General features: G+C 52.4%; 21 protein-coding genes. 4 read left to right on the forward strand and 17 right to left on the reverse strand.

Features of this window, described 5'->3' with window-relative positions; genetic code table 11:
* Positions 1–167 precede the first annotated feature (167 nt).
* The 4 genes from AC07OI_RS11350 to AC07OI_RS11365 all read left to right on the forward strand — a co-directional run bounded on the left by AC07OI_RS11350 (position 168) and on the right by AC07OI_RS11365 (position 4,802).
* Positions 168–2,048 carry a cytochrome c biogenesis protein DipZ gene (locus tag AC07OI_RS11350; protein WP_495257288.1) on the forward strand — a complete coding sequence of 627 codons (1,881 nt, stop codon included), beginning with the start codon at positions 168–170 and terminating at the stop codon, positions 2,046–2,048.
* Between the two features lie 24 nt (positions 2,049–2,072).
* The gene (gene msrA, locus AC07OI_RS11355) at positions 2,073–2,780 is read left to right on the forward strand and encodes a peptide-methionine (S)-S-oxide reductase MsrA (RefSeq protein ID WP_492702218.1); all 708 of its coding nucleotides are present in this window, start codon (positions 2,073–2,075) and stop codon (positions 2,778–2,780) included.
* A gap of 156 nt (positions 2,781–2,936) precedes the next feature.
* On the forward strand, positions 2,937–4,379 hold the full coding sequence (locus tag AC07OI_RS11360; protein WP_495257289.1) for a coniferyl aldehyde dehydrogenase: 1,443 nt from the start codon (positions 2,937–2,939) through the stop codon (positions 4,377–4,379).
* Positions 4,380–4,448: 69 nt separating this feature from the next.
* Positions 4,449–4,802 (forward strand): gamma-glutamylcyclotransferase family protein, encoded by a 354-nt coding sequence (locus AC07OI_RS11365; RefSeq protein ID WP_495257290.1) that lies wholly within the window; start codon positions 4,449–4,451, stop codon positions 4,800–4,802.
* 21 nt (positions 4,803–4,823) lie between these two features.
* Here the strand turns inward: AC07OI_RS11365 and AC07OI_RS11370 are convergent, their stop codons facing one another.
* The 17 genes from AC07OI_RS11370 to AC07OI_RS11450 form a co-directional block, all read right to left on the reverse strand.
* A complete protein-coding gene (locus AC07OI_RS11370) occupies positions 4,824–5,969 on the reverse strand; it encodes an NnrS family protein (RefSeq protein ID WP_495257291.1) in 1,146 nt (381 codons plus the stop codon).
* A gap of 55 nt (positions 5,970–6,024) precedes the next feature.
* Complete coding sequence (locus AC07OI_RS11375; protein WP_492702210.1) at positions 6,025–6,408, reverse strand: putative zinc-binding protein; 384 nt, start codon at positions 6,406–6,408, stop codon at positions 6,025–6,027.
* The gene (ubiT, locus tag AC07OI_RS11380) at positions 6,408–6,860 is read right to left on the reverse strand and encodes a ubiquinone anaerobic biosynthesis accessory factor UbiT (protein WP_495257292.1); all 453 of its coding nucleotides are present in this window, start codon (positions 6,858–6,860) and stop codon (positions 6,408–6,410) included. The genes AC07OI_RS11375 and ubiT overlap by 1 nt, the downstream gene beginning before the upstream one ends.
* A 6-nt stretch (positions 6,861–6,866) precedes the next feature.
* Positions 6,867–7,790: a ubiquinone anaerobic biosynthesis protein UbiV gene (gene ubiV / locus AC07OI_RS11385; RefSeq protein WP_495257293.1), complete on the reverse strand. Its 924-nt coding sequence runs from the start codon at positions 7,788–7,790 to the stop codon at positions 6,867–6,869.
* Position 7,791: 1 nt separating this feature from the next.
* Entirely contained in the window at positions 7,792–8,796 is a 1,005-nt protein-coding gene (gene ubiU, locus AC07OI_RS11390) for a ubiquinone anaerobic biosynthesis protein UbiU (protein ID WP_495257294.1), read from the reverse strand.
* A 71-nt stretch (positions 8,797–8,867) separates the two neighbouring features.
* Positions 8,868–9,560: a Crp/Fnr family transcriptional regulator gene (locus tag AC07OI_RS11395; RefSeq protein ID WP_492702202.1), complete on the reverse strand. Its 693-nt coding sequence runs from the start codon at positions 9,558–9,560 to the stop codon at positions 8,868–8,870.
* 125 nt (positions 9,561–9,685) lie between these two features.
* A complete protein-coding gene (locus tag AC07OI_RS11400) occupies positions 9,686–10,333 on the reverse strand; it encodes a response regulator (protein WP_492702200.1) in 648 nt (215 codons plus the stop codon).
* Between the two features lie 36 nt (positions 10,334–10,369).
* Positions 10,370–12,307 carry a type IV pili methyl-accepting chemotaxis transducer N-terminal domain-containing protein gene (locus AC07OI_RS11405; RefSeq protein ID WP_495257295.1) on the reverse strand — a complete coding sequence of 646 codons (1,938 nt, stop codon included), beginning with the start codon at positions 12,305–12,307 and terminating at the stop codon, positions 10,370–10,372.
* A 58-nt stretch (positions 12,308–12,365) separates the two neighbouring features.
* Complete coding sequence (locus tag AC07OI_RS11410) at positions 12,366–13,061, reverse strand: carbonic anhydrase (protein WP_495257296.1); 696 nt, start codon at positions 13,059–13,061, stop codon at positions 12,366–12,368.
* Between the two features lie 19 nt (positions 13,062–13,080).
* Positions 13,081–14,088: a GTP 3',8-cyclase MoaA gene (gene moaA, locus AC07OI_RS11415; RefSeq protein ID WP_492702195.1), complete on the reverse strand. Its 1,008-nt coding sequence runs from the start codon at positions 14,086–14,088 to the stop codon at positions 13,081–13,083.
* A gap of 84 nt (positions 14,089–14,172) precedes the next feature.
* The gene (locus AC07OI_RS11420; RefSeq protein ID WP_495257297.1) at positions 14,173–15,468 is read right to left on the reverse strand and encodes a hypothetical protein; all 1,296 of its coding nucleotides are present in this window, start codon (positions 15,466–15,468) and stop codon (positions 14,173–14,175) included.
* Between the two features lie 45 nt (positions 15,469–15,513).
* On the reverse strand, positions 15,514–15,966 hold the full coding sequence (locus AC07OI_RS11425; protein WP_495257298.1) for a hemerythrin domain-containing protein: 453 nt from the start codon (positions 15,964–15,966) through the stop codon (positions 15,514–15,516).
* A 16-nt stretch (positions 15,967–15,982) separates the two neighbouring features.
* Entirely contained in the window at positions 15,983–16,729 is a 747-nt protein-coding gene (locus AC07OI_RS11430; protein ID WP_492702189.1) for a peptidylprolyl isomerase, read from the reverse strand.
* 49 nt (positions 16,730–16,778) lie between these two features.
* The gene (gene narI / locus AC07OI_RS11435) at positions 16,779–17,462 is read right to left on the reverse strand and encodes a respiratory nitrate reductase subunit gamma (protein ID WP_495257299.1); all 684 of its coding nucleotides are present in this window, start codon (positions 17,460–17,462) and stop codon (positions 16,779–16,781) included.
* 14 nt (positions 17,463–17,476) lie between these two features.
* Positions 17,477–18,136, reverse strand: a complete 660-nt coding sequence (gene narJ, locus AC07OI_RS11440; RefSeq protein WP_495257300.1) for a nitrate reductase molybdenum cofactor assembly chaperone — start codon at positions 18,134–18,136, stop codon at positions 17,477–17,479.
* Positions 18,137–18,187: 51 nt separating this feature from the next.
* Positions 18,188–19,741, reverse strand: a complete 1,554-nt coding sequence (gene narH / locus AC07OI_RS11445; RefSeq protein ID WP_495257301.1) for a nitrate reductase subunit beta — start codon at positions 19,739–19,741, stop codon at positions 18,188–18,190.
* Positions 19,738–23,466: a nitrate reductase subunit alpha gene (locus AC07OI_RS11450; RefSeq protein ID WP_495257302.1), complete on the reverse strand. Its 3,729-nt coding sequence runs from the start codon at positions 23,464–23,466 to the stop codon at positions 19,738–19,740. The genes narH and AC07OI_RS11450 overlap by 4 nt, the downstream gene beginning before the upstream one ends.
* Between the last annotated feature and the right edge of the window lie 134 nt (positions 23,467–23,600).

Below are 23,600 nucleotides of genomic sequence, written 5' to 3' on the forward strand. Positions count from 1 at the left end.
GCTTACGATCTAAAGCGCGTGCGCAATCGGAGTTCATGCGCTGCTCAAAATGCTCATGTACTACAAGTACATTCCGTTTTTTGCGCTGCGTTTTGTTAACCTGACTCCGCTGACCCCCGCTCGCTATAGATCGTAAACACGTTCTGAACTGTACACAGAAAGCAAACATGTTGTTGATACTTATTTCTTATCTTGGTGGCGTGCTGACCATACTCAGCCCCTGCATCCTGCCAGTGCTGCCCTTTGTCTTCGCCCGCACTGGTCAGCCTTTCCGCCGCAGTGGTTTGCCATTGCTGGTGGGCATGGCCTTGACCTTTGCTGCCGTTGCGACATTGGCTGCGGTGGGCGGTAACTGGGTGTTGCAGACCAATCAATATGGCCGCTGGCTGGCGATGGCCTTGTTGGCTTTCTTTGGGCTGATGCTATTGTTCCCACACCTGGCTGACAAGCTCACCAAGCCACTGGTGGCTGCTGGTGACCGTTTATCAAGTACGGCACAGGCAGATGGCGGTGGCATAGGTTCATCGTTATTGCTTGGTGTGGCGACTGGCCTGTTGTGGGCACCCTGTGCCGGGCCGGTACTTGGTCTGCTGCTCACTGGCGCAGCACTCAATGGTGCGAGTGTACAGACAACTTTCCTGCTGCTGGCGTATGCTGCCGGTGCCGCGACTTCACTGGCAGTGGCCTTGCTGATAGGTGGCAAGGTATTTGCCGTGATGAAACGCTCACTGGGTGCTGGTGAATGGGTACGCCGCATTTTGGGTGCTGCGATGATAGCCGGTGTTGCTGCGATTGCGCTGGGTCTGGATACTGGCCTGCTGACACGCTTATCTACTGTTGCCACCTCAGGTTTGGAACAGCAATTGATAGACCGCTATGCGCCAAATTCACCGGATGTACAAGCCAATCCAGCGCAGGCACAGACCGCACCGCAACAGGGAACGATGACTGCCTCGAATGCGATGATGGCGTCCAATGCCATGATGGCATCGAACAAGCAGATGACATCTAACATCATGGCACCATCGAATGCCATGATGTCTGCCCAAGGTAGCAATGCAGCTACAGCAGGCGCTTTACCAGAAGAAGGGCGCATGCCAGCGTTGGATGGTGTAACACAATGGCTCAATTCCAAACCACTGACTGCGCAAGAGCTCAAAGGCAAGGTCGTGCTCATCGACTTCTGGACCTACTCTTGCATCAACTGCCTGCGCAACCTGCAGTATGTGCAGGCATGGGCGAAAAAATACCGTGACCAGGGCCTGGTCGTGATTGGTGTGCACGCGCCTGAATTTGCGTTTGAGCGCGACCCTGCCAATGTCAGCAAGGCCGTGCGTGACCTGGGTATCAGCTACCCGGTTGCCATCGACAACAATTATGCAATCTGGCGTGCCTTTGGCAACAAATACTGGCCTGCACATTATTTCATCGATGCCACTGGCCGCATCCGCCACCATCATTTTGGTGAAGGTGAATATGTGCAATCTGAACAGGTGATACAGCAATTGCTGGAAGAAGCAGGGCAGAAAAATGTTGCCAATGATGTCGTCATCGAGACGGGGGCGGCTGGTGCGCAAATGGCAGCGGACGATAGCCAGGTCAAATCACCAGAAACCTATCTTGGTTACAGCCGCGTGCAAAACTTTGTGTCAACTGGCGGTGTACAGCAAAACCGCAATGCCGATTACAGCTTGCCAGCGCAACTGACGCTGAATCAATGGGGTCTGGCAGGTAACTGGAAGGTACAGGAAGAGCATGCCGCCCTGACGCAGAAGGGTGGGCGCATCACTTACCGCTTCCATGCCCGTGACCTGCATCTGGTGCTGGGTCCAGGCAAAGACGGCAAGCCCGTGCGTTTCCGCGTCACTATTGACGGCGCTGCACCTGGTGCAGCGCATGGCAGCGACATAGCAGCCGACGGTGCCGGCACCGTAACTGGACAGCGCTTGTACCAACTGGTGCGGCAATCCGGTAAAGTCGTCGGGCACACTTTCAGCATAGAGTTTCTTGATCCGGGAGTAGAGGCCTACGCCTTCACTTTTGGTTGATTTTCCTTCTACAAGGAGTACGGCATGAAAATAGCAAACAGATTCACAGCACTGGTGCTGGGCATAGGCAGTGTCGCCGCAGCACTGGTTTTGAATGGTCAGGTAAGGGCCGGTGAGGCAGCAGTCATCATTGCCGCCCCAGTGGCGGATGCACCGGCAGGCAGCGCCAAGACGGAGACCGCAGTGTTTGCCGGTGGTTGCTTCTGGGGTGTGCAGGGCGTTTTCCAGCATGTACGTGGCGTCACCAATGCAGTCTCGGGCTATGCCGGTGGCAAGGCAGCTACTGCGCATTATGAACTGGTAGGTTCAGGCGCAACTGGTCATGCAGAAGCAGTGCAGGTGACCTATGACCCCACCCAGATCAGTTATGGCAAGCTGCTGCAGATATTTTTCTCAGTTGCACATGACCCCACCCAGTTGAACCGCCAGGGTCCGGATAGTGGCACGCAATACCGTTCCGCGATTTTTCCAGCCACGCTGATGCAACGCGATGTAGCTGAAAAATACATGGCCCAACTGAATGCCTCGCATGCTTTCCGTAGCAAACTGGCGACTACCCTGGAAGCAGACACAGGATTTTTTCCGGCAGAGGGCTATCATCAGAATTACCTGACCCTGCATCCTAATGAGCCATACATTGCGATCAACGACTTGCCCAAGGTCGAGAACCTCAAGCGTGTCATGCCAGCGGTATATAGGCCTGATCCGGTTCTGGTGCGCAAGGGTATTTGAGTAGATGATGTCAAAAACCGGTCAGGTGATGCTGGCTGGTTTCCATGCGCATTTTTGATATGTAAGGCTGCTCATACATTTATACCTTGATCCGCTTGAAATTTGACGCATAATGGCAAAATTGCATTAATGCTCACTTATGTTCAGGAGACCGGTATGGAAATAAATCTGGCACCCGAAGTCATTGCACAAACCCTGGAAGCAACGCTGAAGCGTTTGCGTGTCGCCTACCGCGCCCAGCCTCATCCTGATCTGCAACAACGATTGGACTGGCTCAATCGCCTGGAAAAAATAACCGTGCAACATGGCGCTGAAATCAACAAGGCGATCAGCAAGGATTTTGGGCATCGCTCTGCACATGAAACCGAACTGGCAGATTTATCGTTGATTGTTTCTTCCATCAAGCACACCAGGCGCCACCTTGCTGGCTGGATGAAGCCACAGCGTGCTGCTACCGCCCTGCAATATTTGCCTGCAAAGAACAGGCTGCTGAGCCAGCCCCTGGGTGTGGTTGGCATCATCTCGCCATGGAATTATCCGCATCAACTGGCGCTGGGGCCTACCATTGCCGCCTTTGCCGCAGGCAACCGCGTCATGCTCAAACCGTCAGAACTGACGCCACATTATTCAGCACTGCTGGCGAAGCTGGTTGCTGATTATTTCTCTGAGGATGAAATGGTGGTTGTCACTGGCGGTGCCGATGTAGCGAAAGCATTTTCTGAACTGCGTTTCGATCACCTGGTGTTCACAGGTTCAACCGCAATCGGCAGGCATGTGGCAGTTGCTGCAGCCAAAAACCTGACACCGGTAACGCTGGAACTCGGTGGCAAATCCCCGGCCATAGTGGATGCCAGCGCCAATATCAAGACCGCCGCAGCCAGTCTGGCTTTTGGCAAATTACTCAATGCAGGCCAGACCTGCGTGGCACCGGATTATGTGCTGGTGCCAGCAGACAAGCGTGATGAACTGGTGGCAGCGTTGATGGCCGCCACGGGCAAAATGTACCCGGTGCTGGAAGACAATCCAGACTACACCGCCATCATCAACGACCATCATTACCAGCGCCTGCAAGGCTTGTTGAATGATGCAGTCGAGCAAGGTGCGCAATTGCTGCCACTCACCAGCACTGCCCAGTCTGCAGGCATGACAGCCGCACGCAAACAGGCACCGGTGCTGGTCTTGAATGCCACGCCAGACATGCGCATCATGCAGGAAGAAATTTTTGGCCCCTTGCTGCCGATCATCACCTATCAGGGCGACATCAAAGAGGCGATAGAATTCATCATTGAGAGAGAGCGTCCGCTGGCCCTGTACTGGTACGGCGCTGACAATCGTAACCGCGACCTGGTGCTGCAACAAACCGTCTCTGGTGGTGTGACCATCAATGATTGCCTGTGGCATCTGAGTCAGGAATCACAGCCTTTCGGTGGCGTTGGTGCCAGCGGCATGGGTGCCTACCATGGCGAATGGGGTTTCCGTGCGCTGAGCAAGGAGAAGCCTGTGTTCTATCAAAGCAGCCTGAATGGCATGCACCTGCTTTATCCGCCTTACGGAAAAACCTTTGCACGCATGCTGAAGTTATTAAAGCTCATAGGCTGAGAATTAATTTCTACATACCTTATCGACTTGCATCACCAATTCACATCATTAATTTGAGGAAAAGTAAACATGACTTTGTCGCAAGATACTGGAGTACTGCTATTTTCTTATGGAACCCTGCAAGATAAGGCGGTGCAACTTGCCAATTTTGGCCGTGAACTTGCAGGCAAGCCAGATTCCCTGCCTGGCTATGCGCAAACAATGCTCGCCATAGCTGATCCTGATGTCGTGGCAACCAGTGGCAAGACGCATCACCCCATCGTCCAGGCCAGCGCCAACCCCGCTGATGAAGTTGCTGGCACTGTCTTTACGATCACCGCGCAAGAGCTTGCAGCCGCAGACGCCTATGAAGTGGCAGACTACAAGCGTGTTTCGGTATCCCTGAAGTCTGGCAAGCAAGCCTGGGTGTATATACGCGCCTGATTTTTTTTATGGGCTTTACAATTAACCAGCCTGCCCATCTGACCTTGCCTTCAGGTAGATGGGCAACATCATGGCGACCCAGCAGGCCAGCAGGGCGAGCCAGGCGCTTGCAGAGACCGTGATGAGAAAACTGTATGACAGCAGGCTTCCCAAAATGCGCAATAGGGCGGCAATATGCAAGCCCAGGTAAATACCCCATAACAGGCCGGAGGCCTGCAGCGGGCGACCACTGTGGCCATAAGTAACCCGGCTGACAAATGCCACCAGCATGGTACCCATGAAACCCAGGGCCAGCGCATGCACGGGCGCAGACCCTACTGATACGCCATACGCGCCCGCAGCCTGCAGGGCAAAGACGATGGCAAGCCAGGCAAACGACAGATGCAGCATGGCCAGCAGCCGGTTTGCCATGCTGCGCAACAGGCCCCAGCGCCAAGAGGTGTACATGAAACTCAGGCTCATCGTTGTGGCCGCGCCTGCTTCCAGCCAGCGCCATTGCAGGCTGCCGCTGATCACCAGCAAACCAGAGCCGCTTAACCAGGCAAGCAGCAACCAGTAAGGACGCCAGACCACATAAGGCTTGATGATATTGCCGCTAAAAAATGGCAGCATGCGATGGCAGACTGTCAGGAACACGGGCAGTAAAAAACCAAAGAAGGCGCATTGCCGGGCGACGATCCATGCATCCGTCCAGCCACAACTCCACATCAGGGTCGCTGCCAGTGCACATGCTCCACCGCACATGGCAAGCAGAATGGCAATCGCATGTTTTTTATCCGGCACCGTGCTGCGTTTGATCAAACCGGCCCAGCGCCAGGTCACTGCCAGCCAGGCGCATAGCATCAGTGCAAAACCCGAACTGCGCAAAGGTGACAAGCCCAGGCTGGCTGCCAGCATGGCCAGCAGCAGGCCGCAAAAATAGGTGGCTCCATGCAGCAGGAAGTAATCATCGTCAGCGCTGACAGCCAGCCATTTAGGCCCGGCAGTGAAAGTAAAACCCAAAATGAACAAGGGGAAGACACCTAGCGGCATCAACAAGGCATGCAAAGGTATGGCCATGGTTTGCGGATGCTGTAGCTGCAACCACCACCAGAAAAACAGGATAAAGACAGACACAGTACCGAGAAAGAAATACAGCCTGTGGGGGGCGGTGGCAAGACGTTTCATGATCATGTATCCCTTGGGTGGGGCCAGGGAGGCCCCGCAAAATATAAGCCTGGTATCATGCTTGTGGCTCCAGGGTTTGTAGTGTCTGCACTGCATCTTCGACCTGTTGCCAGATATGTTCCCTCTCATCTTCAGTGGCATCAGCATGGAAGCGCTTGCGCGCGCCTTGCTGGTTCAGCACCAGATGGACATCAGGGACAACACCTGCCTGTTGCAGGCAAGCTTTGACACAGGCCAGTGCGCAGCCATCCAGTGCGAGTACAGGCCTGCCAGATTGCGCCAGTTTAACCAGGCTGGCAACGCCACCACCAACGCCACTGATGCAGGACATCTGTGCCTTTTGCTCGCGGTCCAGCCTGAGCGCACAATCATTGGCCAGTTGCGCGACACTGGAACAGCCAGAGCAGGAATACACCAGAGGCAGTGGCACGGTTTTCATCACACACCTTCACCTGCATGCATGAAGCGCTGACCAAAGCGGGCGAGCCAGGCCGGGCGTTCGCTGGCATCGAGCCAGTATTTGACGGCGATGCCCAGCTCAGTGTCACCTTCCATCTTCAAACGGCGGCGGAAGAACAGGGTGTCGGCATCTTCCTGGCCAGTTGCCAGTTTTAAAAAATCCATGGCGCTGGCAGACAGGCTGACATCCGGCTGGGGCAAAGATGATAGTGGCTTGAATTTGCCAGCCTCGCAGTAAAAACACAGCGACAAACCGAGGTCTTCTACCCTGATACGAAAACTCTTGCCGTACAGGCTCTCAGGTGCGACCAGCAGTGCCCGCCGCCTGGCGAGTTCAAGCAGCAGCATCAAAGGGGCATTCGCCAGTGGTGCAGGTAAATAGCTGCCCAGTTTTTGTACACTCTGGGGAAAACGGAAATTACTCAGGTCCATGTTGATTTATCCTTCCCCCGCCAGCCATTGCATGCCGGGTTTATCCATCCAGTAACCATTGCTGCGCTGCGCGTGGGGTGGCAGCAGGGTCTCGCTGACATCGGCAGCCAGCTTTGCCGTTCTGGCGCTGTCAAATGCTGCAATCACTTCTGCCATGTCTTGTGACTGTGGCTGCAGGCGCAAGATATCCACCTGCATGGCGGCCAGTTCAGGTAATTGCGCACCCAGATCGACGCAACTGGCACTCTGGGTCTGTATGCCATTGATGGTCAAAAAATCCTTGCCGTCACGGGTGGCCAGGGGCAGGCCGTCCGGGTATAGTTCACAACGGAATTCACAACTATCCTTGCGCAGGCGATGATGTCTTGCAGTGAAGCAGCGTGATGAAAAAGCCAGTGCCATGCGCCCCCAGACCTGTACTTCAGTCTGCATCTGTTCACCGCGTTGCTGTTGCAAGGCTGCCAGCGCATCGCGCCCCATTTCCAGCGGTGGTAAAAAGCGGCAAGCACCGAGGCTGGCCAGCCATGCCAGACTGTCTGCATGGTAGATATTCAGATGCGGCCCGGCGACAAAGGCCTTACCCTGCATGGCGCGCACGGCACTGTAGTCATTCGCCTCGACCAGGAAGTCTTCTGCACAGGCACGTTCTATCATCCTGTGCATATTGCGCCGGTCGGCTTCACTGTCTATCAGGGTCAGGCTGGACAACACGACCTGCTTGCCGGCGTCCCTTAATTCCTTGCCCAGCGCCAGCCAGTCATCCAGTTTCATCAGATGACGGCGCGAGCAGGTGACTTCACCGAGATAGATAATATCGACCGGCCATTGCATGGCTTCGACATAAAAACTTAACGTATCCTGCCTGGACCAGTAATAGGCCAGGGGTGCGAGGGAAAGCAGGGCTGTGGTAGCGGGTAAGCTGGCAGTCATATTATTTCCACGGACGTTCAAAAGCGCCCTGAGTCACTTGCGCACCTTCGGCATGGCGGGCCAGGCTGGCCTGCCAGTCTGTGCGGGGTGTATAACGTTCCGGGTCGCGTTGTGCAGCATTGAGTGCCGCACGCAGGGTACCAACGACCTGGCTGACGTAATTCGGGCTGCGCTGGCGGCCCTCTATCTTGATCGCGGCAACACCCATATTGATCAGCTTGGGCAAGAGACCTATGGCATTCAGGCTGGTTGGTTCTTCCAGTGCATAGTCGATTTCACCTTCCACTTCAAAGCGCCCTTTGCACAAGGTTGGATAACCGGCAGCTTCACCGGGTGCATAGCGATCTATCAGGGTGCCGCCCAGACGTGCATACATGGTCTGGTCTTGTTCTTCCCAGCTTACGGCATGGGCTGGCGAACATACGCCTTTATTATTTGGTGAGTCGCCGGTGACATAGCTGGATAAAAGGCAGCGCCCTTCCGCCATGACACACAGGCTGCCAAAGCCAAAGACTTCGATTTCCACGCTGGTCTGGCGAATAATTTTTTCAATTTCTGACAGGGTCAGGACACGGGGTAGTACTGCACGTTTGATCGCAAATTGCTCACGCATGAGCTCGATTGCATCCAGGGTACTCGCAGAACCCTGCACCGACAAATGCAGGCGTAAATCCGGGTAGCGGTCACGGGCATAGGCCATCAGACCGGGGTCAGCCAGGATCACCGCGTCTGCACCCATTTGTACCGCAGTGTCAATTGCCGCCCGCCATTCGGCGACGGCACGCGCTTGCGGATAAGTATTGATGGCAAAAAGAATTTGCCGGCCACGCGCATGGGCATAGGCGACACCTTGCCGTATCTCATGATCGCCAAAATTAAGGCCACCAAAATTGCGTGCATTGGTCGCATTGCGCAAACCAAGGTATACCGCATTCGCCCCTTTATCTACCGCTGCCTTCAGTGCGAGCAGACTACCGGCAGGAGCCACCAGATCTATAGGTTTCATGAATCAGATGGTAATGAAAATTATTCGCTGGGTCATTGTGCTGGGTCAAGAAAGCGGCGTTTCTTCAGACTTCAAGCCAATGCATGAATATTTTTCTGATAAGACTTGAGTGCTTCCTCGGATGATATATGTATGCTGGCACCACATACCTTGATCAAATGCTCATCCATCAACTGATGCAAAACACGGGACAAGGTTTCTGGTGACAAATTCAGCAGTGAGGCGACCAGGTGTTTTTTGAGTTCAAGACGGATGTCATTGCTATGCTGCGAGGCGGATAGCTGCAACAGATAATCAATCACTCTCTGGGTGGCGTTTTGCAGGGAATAACGCTCTACATTGCGGATAAAACCCAACAGGCGATAAGATAATCCGGCCAGCATTTGCCGGGATATCAATGGTGAGCGATCCAGCAATTGCAGCAGGGCCTGGCGGGGTATTTTCAACAGTAGCGTGTTCTCCAGAGCTTCTGCATAAAAAGGGTAGGGTTCATCCAGGAACATCATGGCTTCACCCAGGCTTTGTCCACCGCGTATCAACTCCAGGACTTTGTCGTTACCTTGCGATGAAGGCAGGCACAGCTTGACCAGGCCAAAAACCACGATGTAGGTGGCTTCTGCCATATCGCCTTTACGAAACAGCATTGCACCTTTGTCCAGCTCCAGCTTGACAACTTCTTTTTGCAATTCCCTGACATCTTCCTGCGAAATATGGCGGAACAAGGCATGATTTTGCAGCAGGCCCAACAAATTTATTTTCGTCATCACAGATCTCCGGCAAACTGATTGAGATCAAGTGTAGAAGTGATGTGCTGATATGCCTATACGCCGGGAGGACTAGGCCGCTGCTGCAAAGGGATGAGAAGTGGTTTTGCGTAAGTACTGAACACTTAATTTTTATCCATGCCGTGTTCGACTGCATACACAGCAATTTGCACACGGCTGGTCAGATTCAGTTTCTTCAAAATATTTTGCACGTGGATTTTGACGGTGCTTTCTGCCACATCCAGATTGCGGGCAATTTCTTTATTGCTTTCACCGCGTGCCAGACAGACCATGGTTTCGCGCTCCCTTGGCGTCAGTTTTTCTTTTTTGGGTATGTTATTCTGATTAAGACCGGAGCGAAATTGCATGACCAGTTTGGCTGTCATGGATTCGGCAATCACAGGCTCACCGGCAGCAGCGCGTTTAATGGCCTGCGTCAGATATTCAGCTTCTATGTTTTTTAATAAATAGCCACGTGCGCCATTTTTTAAGGCGGTAGTCAAATCCTCGGCCTCTTCTGAAACGGTCAGCATCAGGACAGCGGTATCGGGTAAGTCTTCAACGATGAGTTGCATGGCTTCCAGACCGGACAAGCCTGGCATATTCAAGTCCATCAATACGACATCGGGACGTAATTGCTTGGCGCGTTTGACACCATCGAGACCATCGACAGCTTCACCGACCACTTCAAACTCTGGATTACGCTGCAACAATAAGCGTACACCACTGCGAAAAAGAGTGTGGTCATCCACCAGTAAAATCTTGATTGGCATTGGTATTCAGTGTCCCCGGTTTTTTATAAATAATGCTTATGCTACCAGACGTTCTTGCCGCAACAATTCCAGTGCGATGGTAGTGCCCTCACCAACCTGACTCTTGATATCGAATTTGGCGGCCAGTCGCTCTGCTCTTTCCTGCATGATGCGCAAGCCTACATGTGCTTCACCTTTTTCATGAACGCTGTCCATGTTGAATCCTTCACCGTCATCTGTCACAGTCAGGGAAAAATCCCGTTCATTCTGTACTTTGATCCTGACCTCACTGGCCTGTGCATGCTTGCGCACATTCGACAAAGCTTCTTGCAAAATGAATAGCACTTGTAATTGCTGTTCTGGCGCAAGAGGTGCGCCATTTCCGACGAACTCAATCTCACCATGCACACCAGTCTGACGCTGGAATTTGCCGACGACATTGCGCATTTCTGATTCCAGATTACTGTCTTGCAGGCGGGTGCGGAAATTAAGCAATAGCTCCCTTACGTCTTCATAGCTTTCCTGCACTCCGGCACGGAGCATGGGGGTGATATCCTTGATTTCTTCTACATCATTACGACTCAAGGAATCTTCCAGCATCTGCACTTGCAGGTTCAGGAAATTCAAGCCTTGCGCAATGCTGTCATGCAGGCCTTGCGCCAGCAGATTGCGTTCATTCGATACGGCAAATTCTTTTTCTCTGGCGATCAGCCGCTGGTTTTCAATGGCAATACCCAGGTTTTTACCCAGTGTCTCCAGCAGGCGCCGTTCTTCGCTGGTGATGTCACGTTCCCTGGAAAAATGTAGCGAGAAGCTGCCTATGACTTGTTCGCGCGCCAGTATCTGGAAAACCGCCAGCGAGAAAAAGCCCTCTTCCTGGCAGCGATAACGGCGCTGCTGGTCCATCTTGCGGAAGTCGCGGACAATGATGATGCCCTGGTGGGTAGCAGCACCGCACAGACAATCATCCTTTTTGATGCAATGTTCCTCTTCTATCATTTGCTCCGAGATACCTTCATGTACCGTTATATGCAGGTTATCGCTCTGGTTATCGAGTATGCGCACGGTACCGCCATCGGCTTCTATTCTCTGCATTATCCGGTGCAGGAAGCCGCGACATAATTCTTCTATCGCATGCGGTCCTGCCAGGAAACCGGCAATTTCATACAAGGTGCTGATCTCATGATTCTGGTCCTGCAGTCTGGCGGTTTTTTCTGCAACGCGTTCTTCCAGAGTGCGGTGTACGCTTTGTACATGGTCAGCCATCTGGTTGAAGGCTTGTGCCAGGACGCCGAACTCATCTTCAGTCTCAATTGGCAGGCGCACGCTCAAGTCGTCTTTGGACATGCGTGCGATACCTGCCTGCATGCGTGTGACCGGGCCGACTATCCATAAATACAGCAGATATAACAGCGCAATACTGGCAGCGAGTGATAAAAAAATCAGGGCAGTCTGGCATAAACGCAACCAGGTCGTTTTCTCTGTCAGTTCGACTTCAACCAGTGATACCAGTTTATTGATGCTGTCCACGAAAACAGGTAATTCTTTGGTGTAGAGGGCCAGTGCCGCCTGCTTTGCTTGTGGATTCTTCTCTGCCAGTACTGTTCTGGCATAGACTTGTATATGTTGTTGCCATTCATTTTGTACCAATAGCATTTGCTCACGAATGGGCTTGGAAGCAGGCAGGAACAAAGGCCGTTTCGCATCACCGGCCTGCAAATCCGTTAAAGTACGATTGAAATCATCCAGCTCCTGCTCAATCCTGGTCGCTGCGTGATCGTGCTCAAGTTGCATGACCAAACGGTAAGAACGCATGCGCAAACTGCCTGCTTCATTGATCGCAGCGCCACCACCCTCCAGTTGCCATGACAGCAACAAGGTGTAGCCAACTGCCGCCAGCGTAAGGCCCAGACCTATCAGTGTCGTCAGCAATATCCTGAAAGTCAGGCGCTTGCCTACTGGCAAGGTATAAGGTGAGCCTGAGATAGGGTTCATGATGGATGCTTTAGCTGGTATGTGTCAGATGTAGTATAAGCGCATTGCAGGCCATTTTTCATGGTTCGCTATACGAGACTTCTTTTATGACAGCCTTGCTGGCAATGTTCAGGGGGCATACCATGGGTAAAAAAGTATCCGACCGCTCTGAATAAGCCAGCAAGGCACCCTTGCTCATATCAAAATACCAGCCATGCAAAGCAATATCGCCTCTGGCCTCACGCTCTGATATCCAGGGAAAACTGCGCAAATTATTCAAGGAATTGATGATTGCTCCCAATTCACAGGCGCGTATCTGTTCCGGTTCTGAACAATTTGCCAGTTGCTGCAGCACTTGCTGCTTGACTGGTTCAACTATCTTCATCCAGCGGCCGATGAAATCTATCTTGCGACTAGGCTGGTAACCTTGCATCAGCGCCCGTATACCACCACATTTTTCATGTCCCATGACGATGATGCGTTTTACATTCAGCGCCTCGACGGCAAACTGTATGGCGGCACTCACGCCATGTTGCTGTGCTGATTCATTGCAGGGTGGCACCAGGTTGGCGACATTGCGGACTACAAAAATATCGCCAGGATCGCAATCCAGCAGCAAGGCAGGATCTACCCGTGAATCGCAACAACCTATCAATAAGGTGGTGGGATTCTGGCCGTGATTCAGCTTTTCAAACAGGCGGTCTTCTCCTGTGAAATATTTGCTTTGAAAACGCTGGAACCCTTCTATGAATTGCTGGATATTTCTGACTTCCATTTGCTACTCCATCATTCTGCTAACCGCCAGTTTGTGACATGAAACGGATGATCTTATGCGGCTGCTCCTTGAATTCATGGCGCTCCGGCTTTAATTCTATCGCTGTCCGTATGGCAGCATCCAGTTGCTGGTCACTGATACCGGAGCGCAGCAAGGGCCGCAGTTCAAATTTTTCTTCCTGCCCCAGGCACATGTATAAGGTGCCATCTACCGACAAACGCACCCGGTTGCACGTGGCGCAAAAATGCTGACTGATGGGGGAGATGAAACCTATCGTGCCTTTGCTGTCGTCCGTGGTCCAGTAGCGGGCCGGGCCACCACCGAGTTCTGCCGCTGCGGGAACCAAATTAAACCGGCTGACCAATTGATCGCGGATAGGGCCTATATCCATATACTGACTGTTGCGACCTGTCTCACCCATGGGCATGGCTTCTATCAGGCGCAGGATAAAGCCTTCTTCAAAACAGAATTGTGCCATGCGCATGATTTCATGGTCATTGATACCACGCATCACGACCATGTTCAGCTTGATAGGGTCAAACCCCGCTTGCTTGCCAGCCTGCAGCCCGGCCATGATGCTGGCGAAACTGTCGCGCCCGGTGATTTTTTCCGTGCAGGCTCGGTCCAGACTGTCCAGGCTGACATTGATGCGGCGCACGCCTGCATCGTGCAAGACTTGTGCATGCTTGTGCAATTGCGTTGCGTTGGTGGACAGCGAAATGTCTTGCAAACCCGGCAAGCCGGATAGCTGTGCCACCAACTGTGGCAAGCCGCGGCGCAGCAAAGGTTCGCCACCCGTCAGACGCACACGCCCTACACCCATACGGGAAAATGCAGCGACAACCCTGGTGATTTCATTGAAGCGCAACCAGTTCTCAGGTTCTTCAAAGCCAGAAAAACCTTTGGGCATGCAATAACTGCAACGCAGATCACAACGATCAGTGACAGACAGGCGCAAATAACTGACCCGGCGGCCAAAACGGTCTGTCAGTGCAGGTACAGTTGAAGGAGGGGCAGGAGTTTCCATACCTGCATTGTGGTTGGAGACTGGCAACAGCACAATTCGCCGCCAAGCTAAAGGGACATAGTTCTTTCGGCGTATATGAAAGACTCATTCAGTTTTGAATATCAGCTTTAACTCGTGCCGGTAACGCAACAAACTCATGATCAACAAGCTACCCAGATAACCTTGGGATATAGAAAAAGCAAGTCCTGCGACAACAGGGAGCCAGCCCGGTGCCAGTGGCAGTAATAGCAACAAACCAAGCGCCAGTAATACCAGACGTGCTTGCCATAGCAGACGTTGCGGTGCCAATATTGCCTGCATGGTGGGGACACGCTGTCCCATCGGTATCTGCCTGCGCAAATGCAGGAATACCAGGAAGGGAATAATCTTGCCCAGCATCGCATTGACTGGCAACACCGCGCCACCGACCAGAACCAGTACAGCTATCCACCAGGATAGTGCCTGCGAGATAAACCCCGGCAAAATTAGTCCGCCAGCATGTTTCAGCACAGAAGGCAGGGCGGCCACTAGCGCGGCACAGACATAGCTGGCCGTACATACCAGCCATAAGCCCCATGCCGGATCAAAACGGCGCTTGGCACGCCACAGCGTCATGAAAGCAATTGATGCCAGCACGAAAATCACCAGGCAAGCGAATAACAAGGCAAACTGCTGCAACGCTGGCCAGATTGCCAATAACAAAGGCAGCCACAGCACACCGGGCAAAGCCTTTTGCCAATACGCTGTCGGGCGTTTGGTTTGCCAGAACATGGGGACCGTCGTCGATGCGATACCAACTACCAGCGTCGCTATCCAGCCTGCTAACCCCCAACCCACATGCAAGTCCAGCAAGTACATGACATCAAGTTGCCACCAGCCAGCAAAATTACCTGCCAGGCTGATACCCAGCGTCACGACCAGCAAGAACGCCAGTGCTATCCAGCGCAATGTACGGGTAGTGCTATCGACGACCACGACTTTGCAGGCTGCTATCAGCAAAGAGACGGTGACGGCACCGTACAGTAGTGCGCCCAGGATGCCGGCCAAAGTAAATCCAGCGGTGATACCCTGCAAAAATCCCAGGCTAAGGCCAACTGCGATCAAGGCAGAGCCAAGCGCCACAAAAGGTGCTATCTTGCGTGCGCCTGTTACTGCCTGCCCTGCCACCACAGGCATCAATTGAAACAGCGCGCCTATCATGATGGGGGCCAGCATCCCCAGCACCAGGCAGTGAGTCAGCGCCAAAGCCAAAGGCGCAAACCGGTCTGGCAAGCCTTGCTGTGGGCCAAATGCCAGCAACAAGCCTGTCAGCGCCCCCATCCAGGGCGCAGGCAATAAACAGCCAAAGATAGTGGCTGGCGAAGGAGACAGCTCGTAGTTAAGAATTTTTACGCCAGCCATAAATGGCAATCTGTGTATTGCTTAAGTATGCAACAGCGAGACTCTTTAGGCGCAAGAACAGGCACCACAACATGTACTACCCATGCCCAGAACTGCTTCCAGATTGGGGATACTGCTACCACACATGGGATACAGAATATTCTCTTCCTTGATATTGTGTTGCTGTATCAGGACATTGAGTGTATCCAGCACAGCCAGCGCCTGTTCTGCCTGCCCGGCTTCAATCGCAACATTTGCTTCGTCGCGCAAATTGCGGATTTCTATATGCTCGGCGCGCATGACCACCGTAGGGCCATGCAGCATGCCGGTTGCTTTTTCGAGAGCCGGGAAAAGCTTTTCTTCTTCTACAGAAAAATGGCTATTCAGTTGCTCACTGAATAAACGGAAATTCCTTTGGGCAGCAGCCATATCACCTTTGTGCAAAGCAGCTTCACAGCGATTCAATTGCTCATCGCATTCTGTGTGCTGAAGTACGAGTTGTTTCATTGCTTGCGACATGATTTTATTTCCCTGACTATTGGACTAATGGAGTATCTGCGCCTTGTATATCTATTCCAGAAATCTTTGCACGCCCCACCAGCAATTGCAGATACTGGCGCAAAGCATGATCGTGGCTGGCCTGGTGCATAGCCTTCGCGATATTGCCTTCTATGTCTTCAAAGGGCAGTAAATTTCCATCCATCTTGCGACCCACGAGGATGATGTGCAGACCGAAGCGGGTTTCTACCAGCTTGGGAATAATGCGCCCAGGCTCTGCCGCAAATACGGCTTGTTCAAACTCCGGCACTGTCGCACCGCGTGTTATCTGCCCCAGGCTGCCGCCTACTTCGCTCGAAGGGCAATTTGAATTTGCTTTCGCATATTCGGCAAACAGGGACGGATTTTCCAGCAAATCTGCCAGTACCACAGAAGCATGCTTGCGCAAGGCATCCAGGTCTACACCAGGTGTCACCTGAAACAGGATGTGACAGGCTTCTGCCAACTCACCGACCTTGAAGCGGTCAGGATAGGCATGATACTGACGCAGACATTCCTCACGCCCTGGTGTCGGCACCTTGACTTCTTGTTGCAGCAAAGCCTCGACACTGGCGTCATCATCTTCATGCTGCAAGCCCAGATGCTGCGCCTCATCCAGCAAGACACGGCGCAACACCAGTGCGGTCATGGCGCTTTTCATCGCATCTGCTGCATCTTGGTGTGCAGGCAATTCCTTCTCCATATCGGCATCTGTCAGTTCGTAATCATTGACAATGACTGGCATATTGTTCTCCCTAACGTAACTTACTAAGCTTATTGAATCTATGGATAAATCAGCGCGACCTTACCAGTTGCCATGCACGGCTGATATAAGTCACTGAAGCAAATCCACTCCAGACATGTACCAGGCGGGTGAATGGGAAGATCACGAACAGGCTAAGTCCCATGAATAAATGCAGCTTGAACAGCAAAGGGGCAGCAACGATGAACTCGGCAGCATCACCCTTGAAAGTGACGATGTGCTGAGCCCAGGTCATCAGCAAGACCATCATGTGGCCATCGCTATGATTCGCTGATTCAAAAATCGTCGACAGGCCCAGACCCAGTGTGACGAATATCCATAACAACAAGACCTTGTCCCCTGTTTTTGTCACTGCAGAGATACGCGCATCGGTAAGGCGACGGTGCAACAGGATCAGCAGGCCCAGCATGCACAGCGTGCCAAAGATGCCACCAGCAACAATGGCGATCATTTGCTTGAAGCTGTGGCTGATGCCCAGCGTGTCCCACACGATGACAGGCGTCAGCAAACCCACCAGATGGCCAAAGAAAAGACCCAGTATCCCCACATGGAACAGGATATTTCCCAGTCGCAGATTGCCGGTATGCAGCATCTGAGATGAATCACTCTTCCAGGTATATTGTTCACGTTCAAAACGTGCAAGGCTGCCAAAAAGAAAAATGGCCAACGCGATGTAGGGATAAATCCCATAAATAAATTGATGCAGATAAGTCATGATGGTCTCCCTGATTATTGGGCTGCAGCAGCCCCTTGTTTAGGCTGTCTGGGATAAAAATTCACGGTATGCGTGCCCGACAAATTGGGCTTCAACAAAGGCTCGACACCATCCGCACCGGGGCCAAAAGTTTCCATTGCGTCATCCATATCGCGCACTGGAGGCTCACCCTGTTCATGTGGCACCACATCAGTCAATGTTGTCAGCAACAAAAACAGATTGGCGTAGGGGCTTTCCTTGCGTTGCAGACGCATGCCTATCGCAGCCAGTACATGGATGGCTTCACCGAGCAATTTTTCTGAAGTAGTTTCGTCCATCAGGCTCAGGAATTCCAGGAACAGTGGAACAAAATCCGGCAATTCGCTGGCCTCAGGTTCAAAGCCATGGGCGCGGTATTCTTCTATCAAATCCACCATGGCCTGCCCACGATCACGGCTTTCACCATGAATATGCTCAAACAGATGCAGTGACAAAGAATGCGTGCGGTCAAAGGTGCCTACATAATTTTCTTGCAGCGCAATCAGGTTGTTTGATTTCAGATAGTTCAATAAGGTCTGCAATGCATCCAGAAATACTGGCTCGTCTTGCAGCGCCTGCTCGATCTCTGGCAAGGCGGCAATAAGATCTGGCTGCGGGTAGCTCATCAATGCCGATAAAATGCGATAAATTTGCATACGATTTCCTTTTTACGTCAGGTCAGGGCGCATTTTTTGCGCCCTGACAAATTATTCGGTGGTCGACATTTTCTTGCGCGACTTGGGCATTTCCACAAAAATCACGCTGCCTTGTGGTTTCTTGCCAAACAAGGCGCCATCCGAGGTGCCGCCCGAACAACCATTACCAAAAGTAAATCCGCAACTGCCTTTTTCATTGAAGCTGTCTTCCACCATTTCCTTGTGTGAAGACGGGATTACGAAACGGTCTTCATAGTTGGCAATCGCCAGCGTCTGGTACATGTCTTCCACCTGGGCGGCATTCAGTCCGACCTGCTTCAAGACCTCATGATCGAGTTGTCCGTGCACAGTTTCAGAACGCTTGTAGGCACGCATGGCCAGCATGCGTTCCAGGGCGTTGGTGATCGGTTCTTCCTTACCTGCCGTCAGCAAGTTCGCCAGGTAACGCACAGGTATGCGCAAGGACTTCACATCAGGAATGATGCCATTCATGCCCATGTGACCTGCCTCAGCTGCCTTTTGTATAGGCGACAGAGGCGGTACATACCAGACCATGGGCAGGGTGCGGTATTCAGGGTGCAGGGGGAAAGCTATCTTCCATTCCATCGCCATTTTGTAGACAGGCGACTTTTGCGCCGACTGTATCCAGCTTTCAGGTATCCCATGCTTACGCGCTTCGGCGATCACTGCCGGGTCATGCGGATCAAGGAAGCAACCGAGTTGCGCTTCATACAAATCCTTTTCATCCGGTACCGAGGCAGCAGCTTCTATCTTGTCCGCGTCATATAGCAAGACACCCAGATAGCGTATGCGGCCTACGCAGGTTTCTGAACATACAGTAGGCTGACCGGCCTCAATGCGTGGGTAGCAGAAGGTGCATTTTTCTGCCTTGCCCGAACTCCAGTTGTAGTAAATCTTTTTGTAGGGGCAACCGGAAATGCACATGCGCCAGCCACGGCATTTATCCTGATCGACCAGCACGATGCCATCATCTTCACGCTTGTAGATAGAACCTGAGGGGCAGGACGCAACGCAGGCCGGATTCAGGCAGTGTTCGCACAGACGTGGTAAATACATCATGAAGGTGGATTCAAAGGTGCTGTACATCTCTTTTTGCACACCTTCAAACAAGGCATCCTTGCTGCGTGAGCTGAACTCGCCACCGAGATCATCTTCCCAGTTCGGGCCCCAGACTATCTTGTCCATTTTTTTGCCAGTCAACACAGAGATAGGGCGTGCTGTCGGCGGGGTCTGCATCAGGGGCGCATTTTGCAGATGCTCATAGTCAAATGTGAATGGCTCGTAATAATCATCAATCGAAGGCAAGTTCGGGTTGGCGAAAATATTGGCGAGTATGCGCAACTTGCCGCCCTGTCTTGGTTCCAGCTTGCCAGCCTCAGTGCGGTGCCAGCCGCCTTTCCATTTCTGCTGGTTTTCCCATTCTTTGGGATAACCTATGCCAGGCTTGGTTTCCACGTTATTGAACCAGGCATACTCAACACCGTCACGGCTGGTCCAGACGTTCTTGCAAGTGACTGAGCAGGTATGGCAGCCTATACATTTGTCCAGGTTCAGCACCATGCCGACTTGTGCGCGTATTCTCATGATGCTGACTCCTCTTCCAGTTTGCCTTCCAGCCAATCTACTTTCTTCATTTTTCTCAAGACGATGAACTCATCCCTGTTACTGCCTACGGTGCCGTAATAATTGAAGCCATAAGCAAGTTGTGCATAGCCGCCTATCATGTGGGTAGGTTTCAGGACTGCGCGTGTGACCGAGTTATGGATGCCACCGCGTTTGCCGCTGAGTTCTGCCCCCGGTGTATTGACGATTTTTTCCTGAGCGTGATACATCAGGCACATGCCTTTGGGCACGCGCTGGCTGACCACGACGCGAGCGGTCAAAGTGCCATTGCTGTTAAAGACTTCAACCCAGTCGTTATCGACCAGACCGGCTTCTTTTGCTTCGCCTTCAGATATCCAGACATGCGGGCCACCACGGCTCAAGGTCAGCATGCGCAGGTTGTCTGAATAGGTGGAATGGATACCCCATTTTTGATGCGGTGTGATGAAATTGAGAACGATCTCTTTTTCACCATTCGGTGATTTATTCAGCATCGGTGCCACGGTCTTGGTATCAATCGCCGGTTTGTAGACACACAGGCCCTCACCAAAATCCAGCATCCAGCGGTGATCCTGGTAGAACTGCTGGCGACCAGTCAACGTGCGCCAGGGTATGTATTCATGCACATTGGTGTAACCGGCGTTGTAGCTGACTTCTTCAGATTCCAGGCCAGACCAGGTCGGTGCAGAGATGATCTTGCGTGGTTGTGCCTGCACATCGCGGAAGCGGATCTTGTCATGTTCACGGCCAACGGCCAGATGGGTGTGATCACGACCGGTAATCTTGCCCAGCGCTTCCCATGCCTTGACGGAGACATGGCCATTGGTTTCTGGTGCGAAGGTGAGTATCATTTCGCAGGCGTCGATGGCGCTTTCCAGGCGTGGGCGACCTTTGCTGACACCTTCTTCAGTCACGACTTTGGTAATGCCACCGATTTCCTTGACTTCATGTTCGGTGTTCCAGTTGATGCCTTTACCGCCGTTGCCCAGTTTGTCGAGCAATGGCCCTATCGAAGTAAACTTCTTGTAGATATCTTTATAGTTGCGTTCTACTACGAAGAAATTAGGGGCAGTCTTGCCGGGTATCAGATCGCATTCACCTTTCTTCCAGTCCTTGGGTTCAAAAGCCTGACCAAGTTCACCAGGGGTATCATGCATCAAAGGTTGCAATACGATGTCCTTGCGGGTACCGAGATATTCACCGCCAATTTCAGTAAATTTTTTGGCGATGCCTTTATAGATTTCCCAATCTGTCTTGCTTTCCCACAGCGGTTGCACTGCTTCACTCAATGGATGGATGAAAGGGTGCATGTCAGAGGTATTGAGGTCATCCTTTTCATACCAGGTAGCTGTCGGCAAGACGATGTCGCCGTACAAACAAGTTGTACTCATGCGGAAGTCGAGCACTACCAATAAGTCCAACTTGCCTTCTGCTGCCACAGGGCGGTATTTGACTTCAGATGGCTTGACCGCTTCATCAGGATCATCAAACAAGGCGTTTTGCGTGCCCAGCAAATACTTGAGGAAGTATTCATGCCCTTTGCCAGAACTACCGAGGATATTCGAGCGCCAGACAAACATATTGCGCGGGAAATTCTTGGGATTGTCCGGATCATCACAGCTCATGTTGACTGTGCCTGATTTCAGGCTGTTCTTCAAATAATCTTGAGGTGTCATGCCTGCTTTTTCTGCCGCATCACAAACATCCAGAGGATTGGTTTCCAGTTGCGGTGCTGATGGCAGCCAGCCCAAACGCTCAGACTTGGCATTCATGTCTATCATGCTCATGTGGCTGATCTTGGACTTGTCTGCAGTCGGTGCGAGTATCTCATCCATCGCCAGTTTTTCATGACGCCATTGGCTGGTGTGGGCATAGAAGAAGCTGGTGCCATTCATCTGGCGTGCAGGGCGTACCCAGTCACTGGCAAAGGCCAGCGGTGCCCAGCCAAATTGTGGGCGCAGTTTTTCTTGCCCGACATAATGCGCCCAGCCACCACCGGATTTTCCTATGCAACCGCACATCATCAGCATATTGATGATGCCGCGATAAATCATGTCGTTGTGGTACCAGTGATTTAAGGCAGCACCAACGATTACCATACTTTTGCCTTCGGTATCATGGGCATTTTGCGCAAACTCACGCGCTACCTGTATCACCAGATCACGCTTGACGCTGGTATGTTTTTCTTGCCAGGCTGGTGTATAGGGGACATCATCGTCATATGAGCTGGCAACAGCACCGCCCAGACCCTGGTCAACACCATAATTTGCCATTGACAAGTCATAAACAGTGGCTACCAGTGCAGTACTGCCATCGGCCAGAGTGACGCGTTTTGCTGGCAAATGACGCAACAACATATCATTGGCATCAGTGCCACCAAAGTAATTGAACCCTACCGTGACCACTTCGTCATGCTTGGCTATCAGGCTCAGTTGCGGGTCGATGGCACGACCAGAATTACCGTCTTTGGCTTCCAGGTTCCAGCGTCCGACTTTGGCACCTTCATCGAATTTACCTTCACCCCAGCGATAGCCGATAGAGCCATTGGGCGACACGATGTCACCTGTGATTTCATCGATAGCCAGTGTTTTCCAGTCTGGATTATTGGCTTCGTTCAGGTTGCCCGGCAATTGCGAAGCACGCAGCATCTGGTCTGGTACATAGCAGCCATTGCGCTCTACCAGGCGCACCAGCATGGGCATATCAGTATATTGTTTGACATAGCTGCGGAAGTAGGCAGACTTGTTACCGAGATGGAATTCCTTCAGTATCACATGGCCCATGGCCATGGCCAATGCGGCGTCAGTACCTTGTTTTGGGGCCATCCAGATGTCGCCAAACTTGACCATCTCACCAAAGTCGGATGACACAGCTACCGTCTTGGTACCCTTGTAGCGAACTTCAGTATAAAAGTGCGCATCTGGTGTACGGGTCTGTGGCACATTCGATCCCCACACCATCAGGTAAGTCGAGTTATACCAGTCAGCAGATTCAGGTACGTCAGTTTGCTCACCCCAGATTTGTGGGCTGGCTGGTGGCAGATCGCAATACCAGTCATAGAAGGACAGCGGTACGCCGCCTATCAGACTCAGGTAACGTGAACCAGCAGCGTAAGACACCATGGACATCGCCGGAATAGGCGAGAAACCAACCACACGGTCGGGGCCGAATTTTTTGATGGTGTAGGCATTCGATGCAGCAATGATTTCCTGTGCTGTATCCCAGTCAGCACGGACAAAACCACCAAGGCCGCGTATGGATTTGTAGCGTTTGGCTTTTTCAGGGTTCTGGCTGATGGCTTCCCAAGCGTCTATCGGTCCCATGGTCTTGCGTGCTTCCTGCCACATTTCCATGAGTCGGCCACGTATCATCGGGTATTTGACGCGCTGGGCAGAATACACATACCAGCTGTAAGATGCACCGCGCGGGCAGCCGCGTGGTTCGTGATTCGGCAGGTCAGGGCGGGTGCGTGGATAATCAGTTTGCTGGGTTTCCCAGGTAATCAAACCGTTTTTGACATAGACCTTCCATGAACAGGAACCGGTGCAATTGACACCATGGGTAGAGCGCACGATCTTGTCATGCTGCCAGCGGCTGCGATAGCCATTTTCCCATTTGCGGTCTTCTTCGACCACGGCACCATGACCATCGGAGAAGGTAGATTTCACCCGCGACATGAACTTCAATCTATCCAGAAAATGACTCATCGTAACTCTCCATATCAGGTGGGCGATGTACCCACATTTTCTTTACTTGTATATTGAGAGTGTAGGGATTCAAGGTGCTTTCGCCCATTCTTCGGTGCGGTGTAAGTCCTTGCGCATTCGCACTAGTCCGTCTA

Source organism: Undibacterium sp. GW821-FHT07F11 (assembly GCF_059418665.1).

What these genes read in the sequence shown, in the direction of transcription:
- AC07OI_RS11350 (WP_495257288.1), top strand. Translation starts at nt 168, where the DNA reads ATGTTGTTGATACTTATTTCTTATCTTGGTGGCGTGCTGACCATACTC.
- msrA (WP_492702218.1), top strand. Translation starts at nt 2,073, where the DNA reads ATGAAAATAGCAAACAGATTCACAGCACTGGTGCTGGGCATAGGCAGT.
- AC07OI_RS11360 (WP_495257289.1), top strand. Translation starts at nt 2,937, where the DNA reads ATGGAAATAAATCTGGCACCCGAAGTCATTGCACAAACCCTGGAAGCA.
- AC07OI_RS11365 (WP_495257290.1), top strand. Translation starts at nt 4,449, where the DNA reads ATGACTTTGTCGCAAGATACTGGAGTACTGCTATTTTCTTATGGAACC.
- AC07OI_RS11370 (WP_495257291.1), bottom strand. Translation starts at nt 5,969, where the DNA reads ATGAAACGTCTTGCCACCGCCCCCCACAGGCTGTATTTCTTTCTCGGT.
- AC07OI_RS11375 (WP_492702210.1), bottom strand. Translation starts at nt 6,408, where the DNA reads ATGAAAACCGTGCCACTGCCTCTGGTGTATTCCTGCTCTGGCTGTTCC.
- ubiT (WP_495257292.1), bottom strand. Translation starts at nt 6,860, where the DNA reads ATGGACCTGAGTAATTTCCGTTTTCCCCAGAGTGTACAAAAACTGGGC.
- ubiV (WP_495257293.1), bottom strand. Translation starts at nt 7,790, where the DNA reads ATGACTGCCAGCTTACCCGCTACCACAGCCCTGCTTTCCCTCGCACCC.
- ubiU (WP_495257294.1), bottom strand. Translation starts at nt 8,796, where the DNA reads ATGAAACCTATAGATCTGGTGGCTCCTGCCGGTAGTCTGCTCGCACTG.
- AC07OI_RS11395 (WP_492702202.1), bottom strand. Translation starts at nt 9,560, where the DNA reads ATGACGAAAATAAATTTGTTGGGCCTGCTGCAAAATCATGCCTTGTTC.
- AC07OI_RS11400 (WP_492702200.1), bottom strand. Translation starts at nt 10,333, where the DNA reads ATGCCAATCAAGATTTTACTGGTGGATGACCACACTCTTTTTCGCAGT.
- AC07OI_RS11405 (WP_495257295.1), bottom strand. Translation starts at nt 12,307, where the DNA reads ATGAACCCTATCTCAGGCTCACCTTATACCTTGCCAGTAGGCAAGCGC.
- AC07OI_RS11410 (WP_495257296.1), bottom strand. Translation starts at nt 13,061, where the DNA reads ATGGAAGTCAGAAATATCCAGCAATTCATAGAAGGGTTCCAGCGTTTT.
- moaA (WP_492702195.1), bottom strand. Translation starts at nt 14,088, where the DNA reads ATGGAAACTCCTGCCCCTCCTTCAACTGTACCTGCACTGACAGACCGT.
- AC07OI_RS11420 (WP_495257297.1), bottom strand. Translation starts at nt 15,468, where the DNA reads ATGGCTGGCGTAAAAATTCTTAACTACGAGCTGTCTCCTTCGCCAGCC.
- AC07OI_RS11425 (WP_495257298.1), bottom strand. Translation starts at nt 15,966, where the DNA reads ATGTCGCAAGCAATGAAACAACTCGTACTTCAGCACACAGAATGCGAT.
- AC07OI_RS11430 (WP_492702189.1), bottom strand. Translation starts at nt 16,729, where the DNA reads ATGCCAGTCATTGTCAATGATTACGAACTGACAGATGCCGATATGGAG.
- narI (WP_495257299.1), bottom strand. Translation starts at nt 17,462, where the DNA reads ATGACTTATCTGCATCAATTTATTTATGGGATTTATCCCTACATCGCG.
- narJ (WP_495257300.1), bottom strand. Translation starts at nt 18,136, where the DNA reads ATGCAAATTTATCGCATTTTATCGGCATTGATGAGCTACCCGCAGCCA.
- narH (WP_495257301.1), bottom strand. Translation starts at nt 19,741, where the DNA reads ATGAGAATACGCGCACAAGTCGGCATGGTGCTGAACCTGGACAAATGT.
- AC07OI_RS11450 (WP_495257302.1), bottom strand. Translation starts at nt 23,466, where the DNA reads ATGAGTCATTTTCTGGATAGATTGAAGTTCATGTCGCGGGTGAAATCT.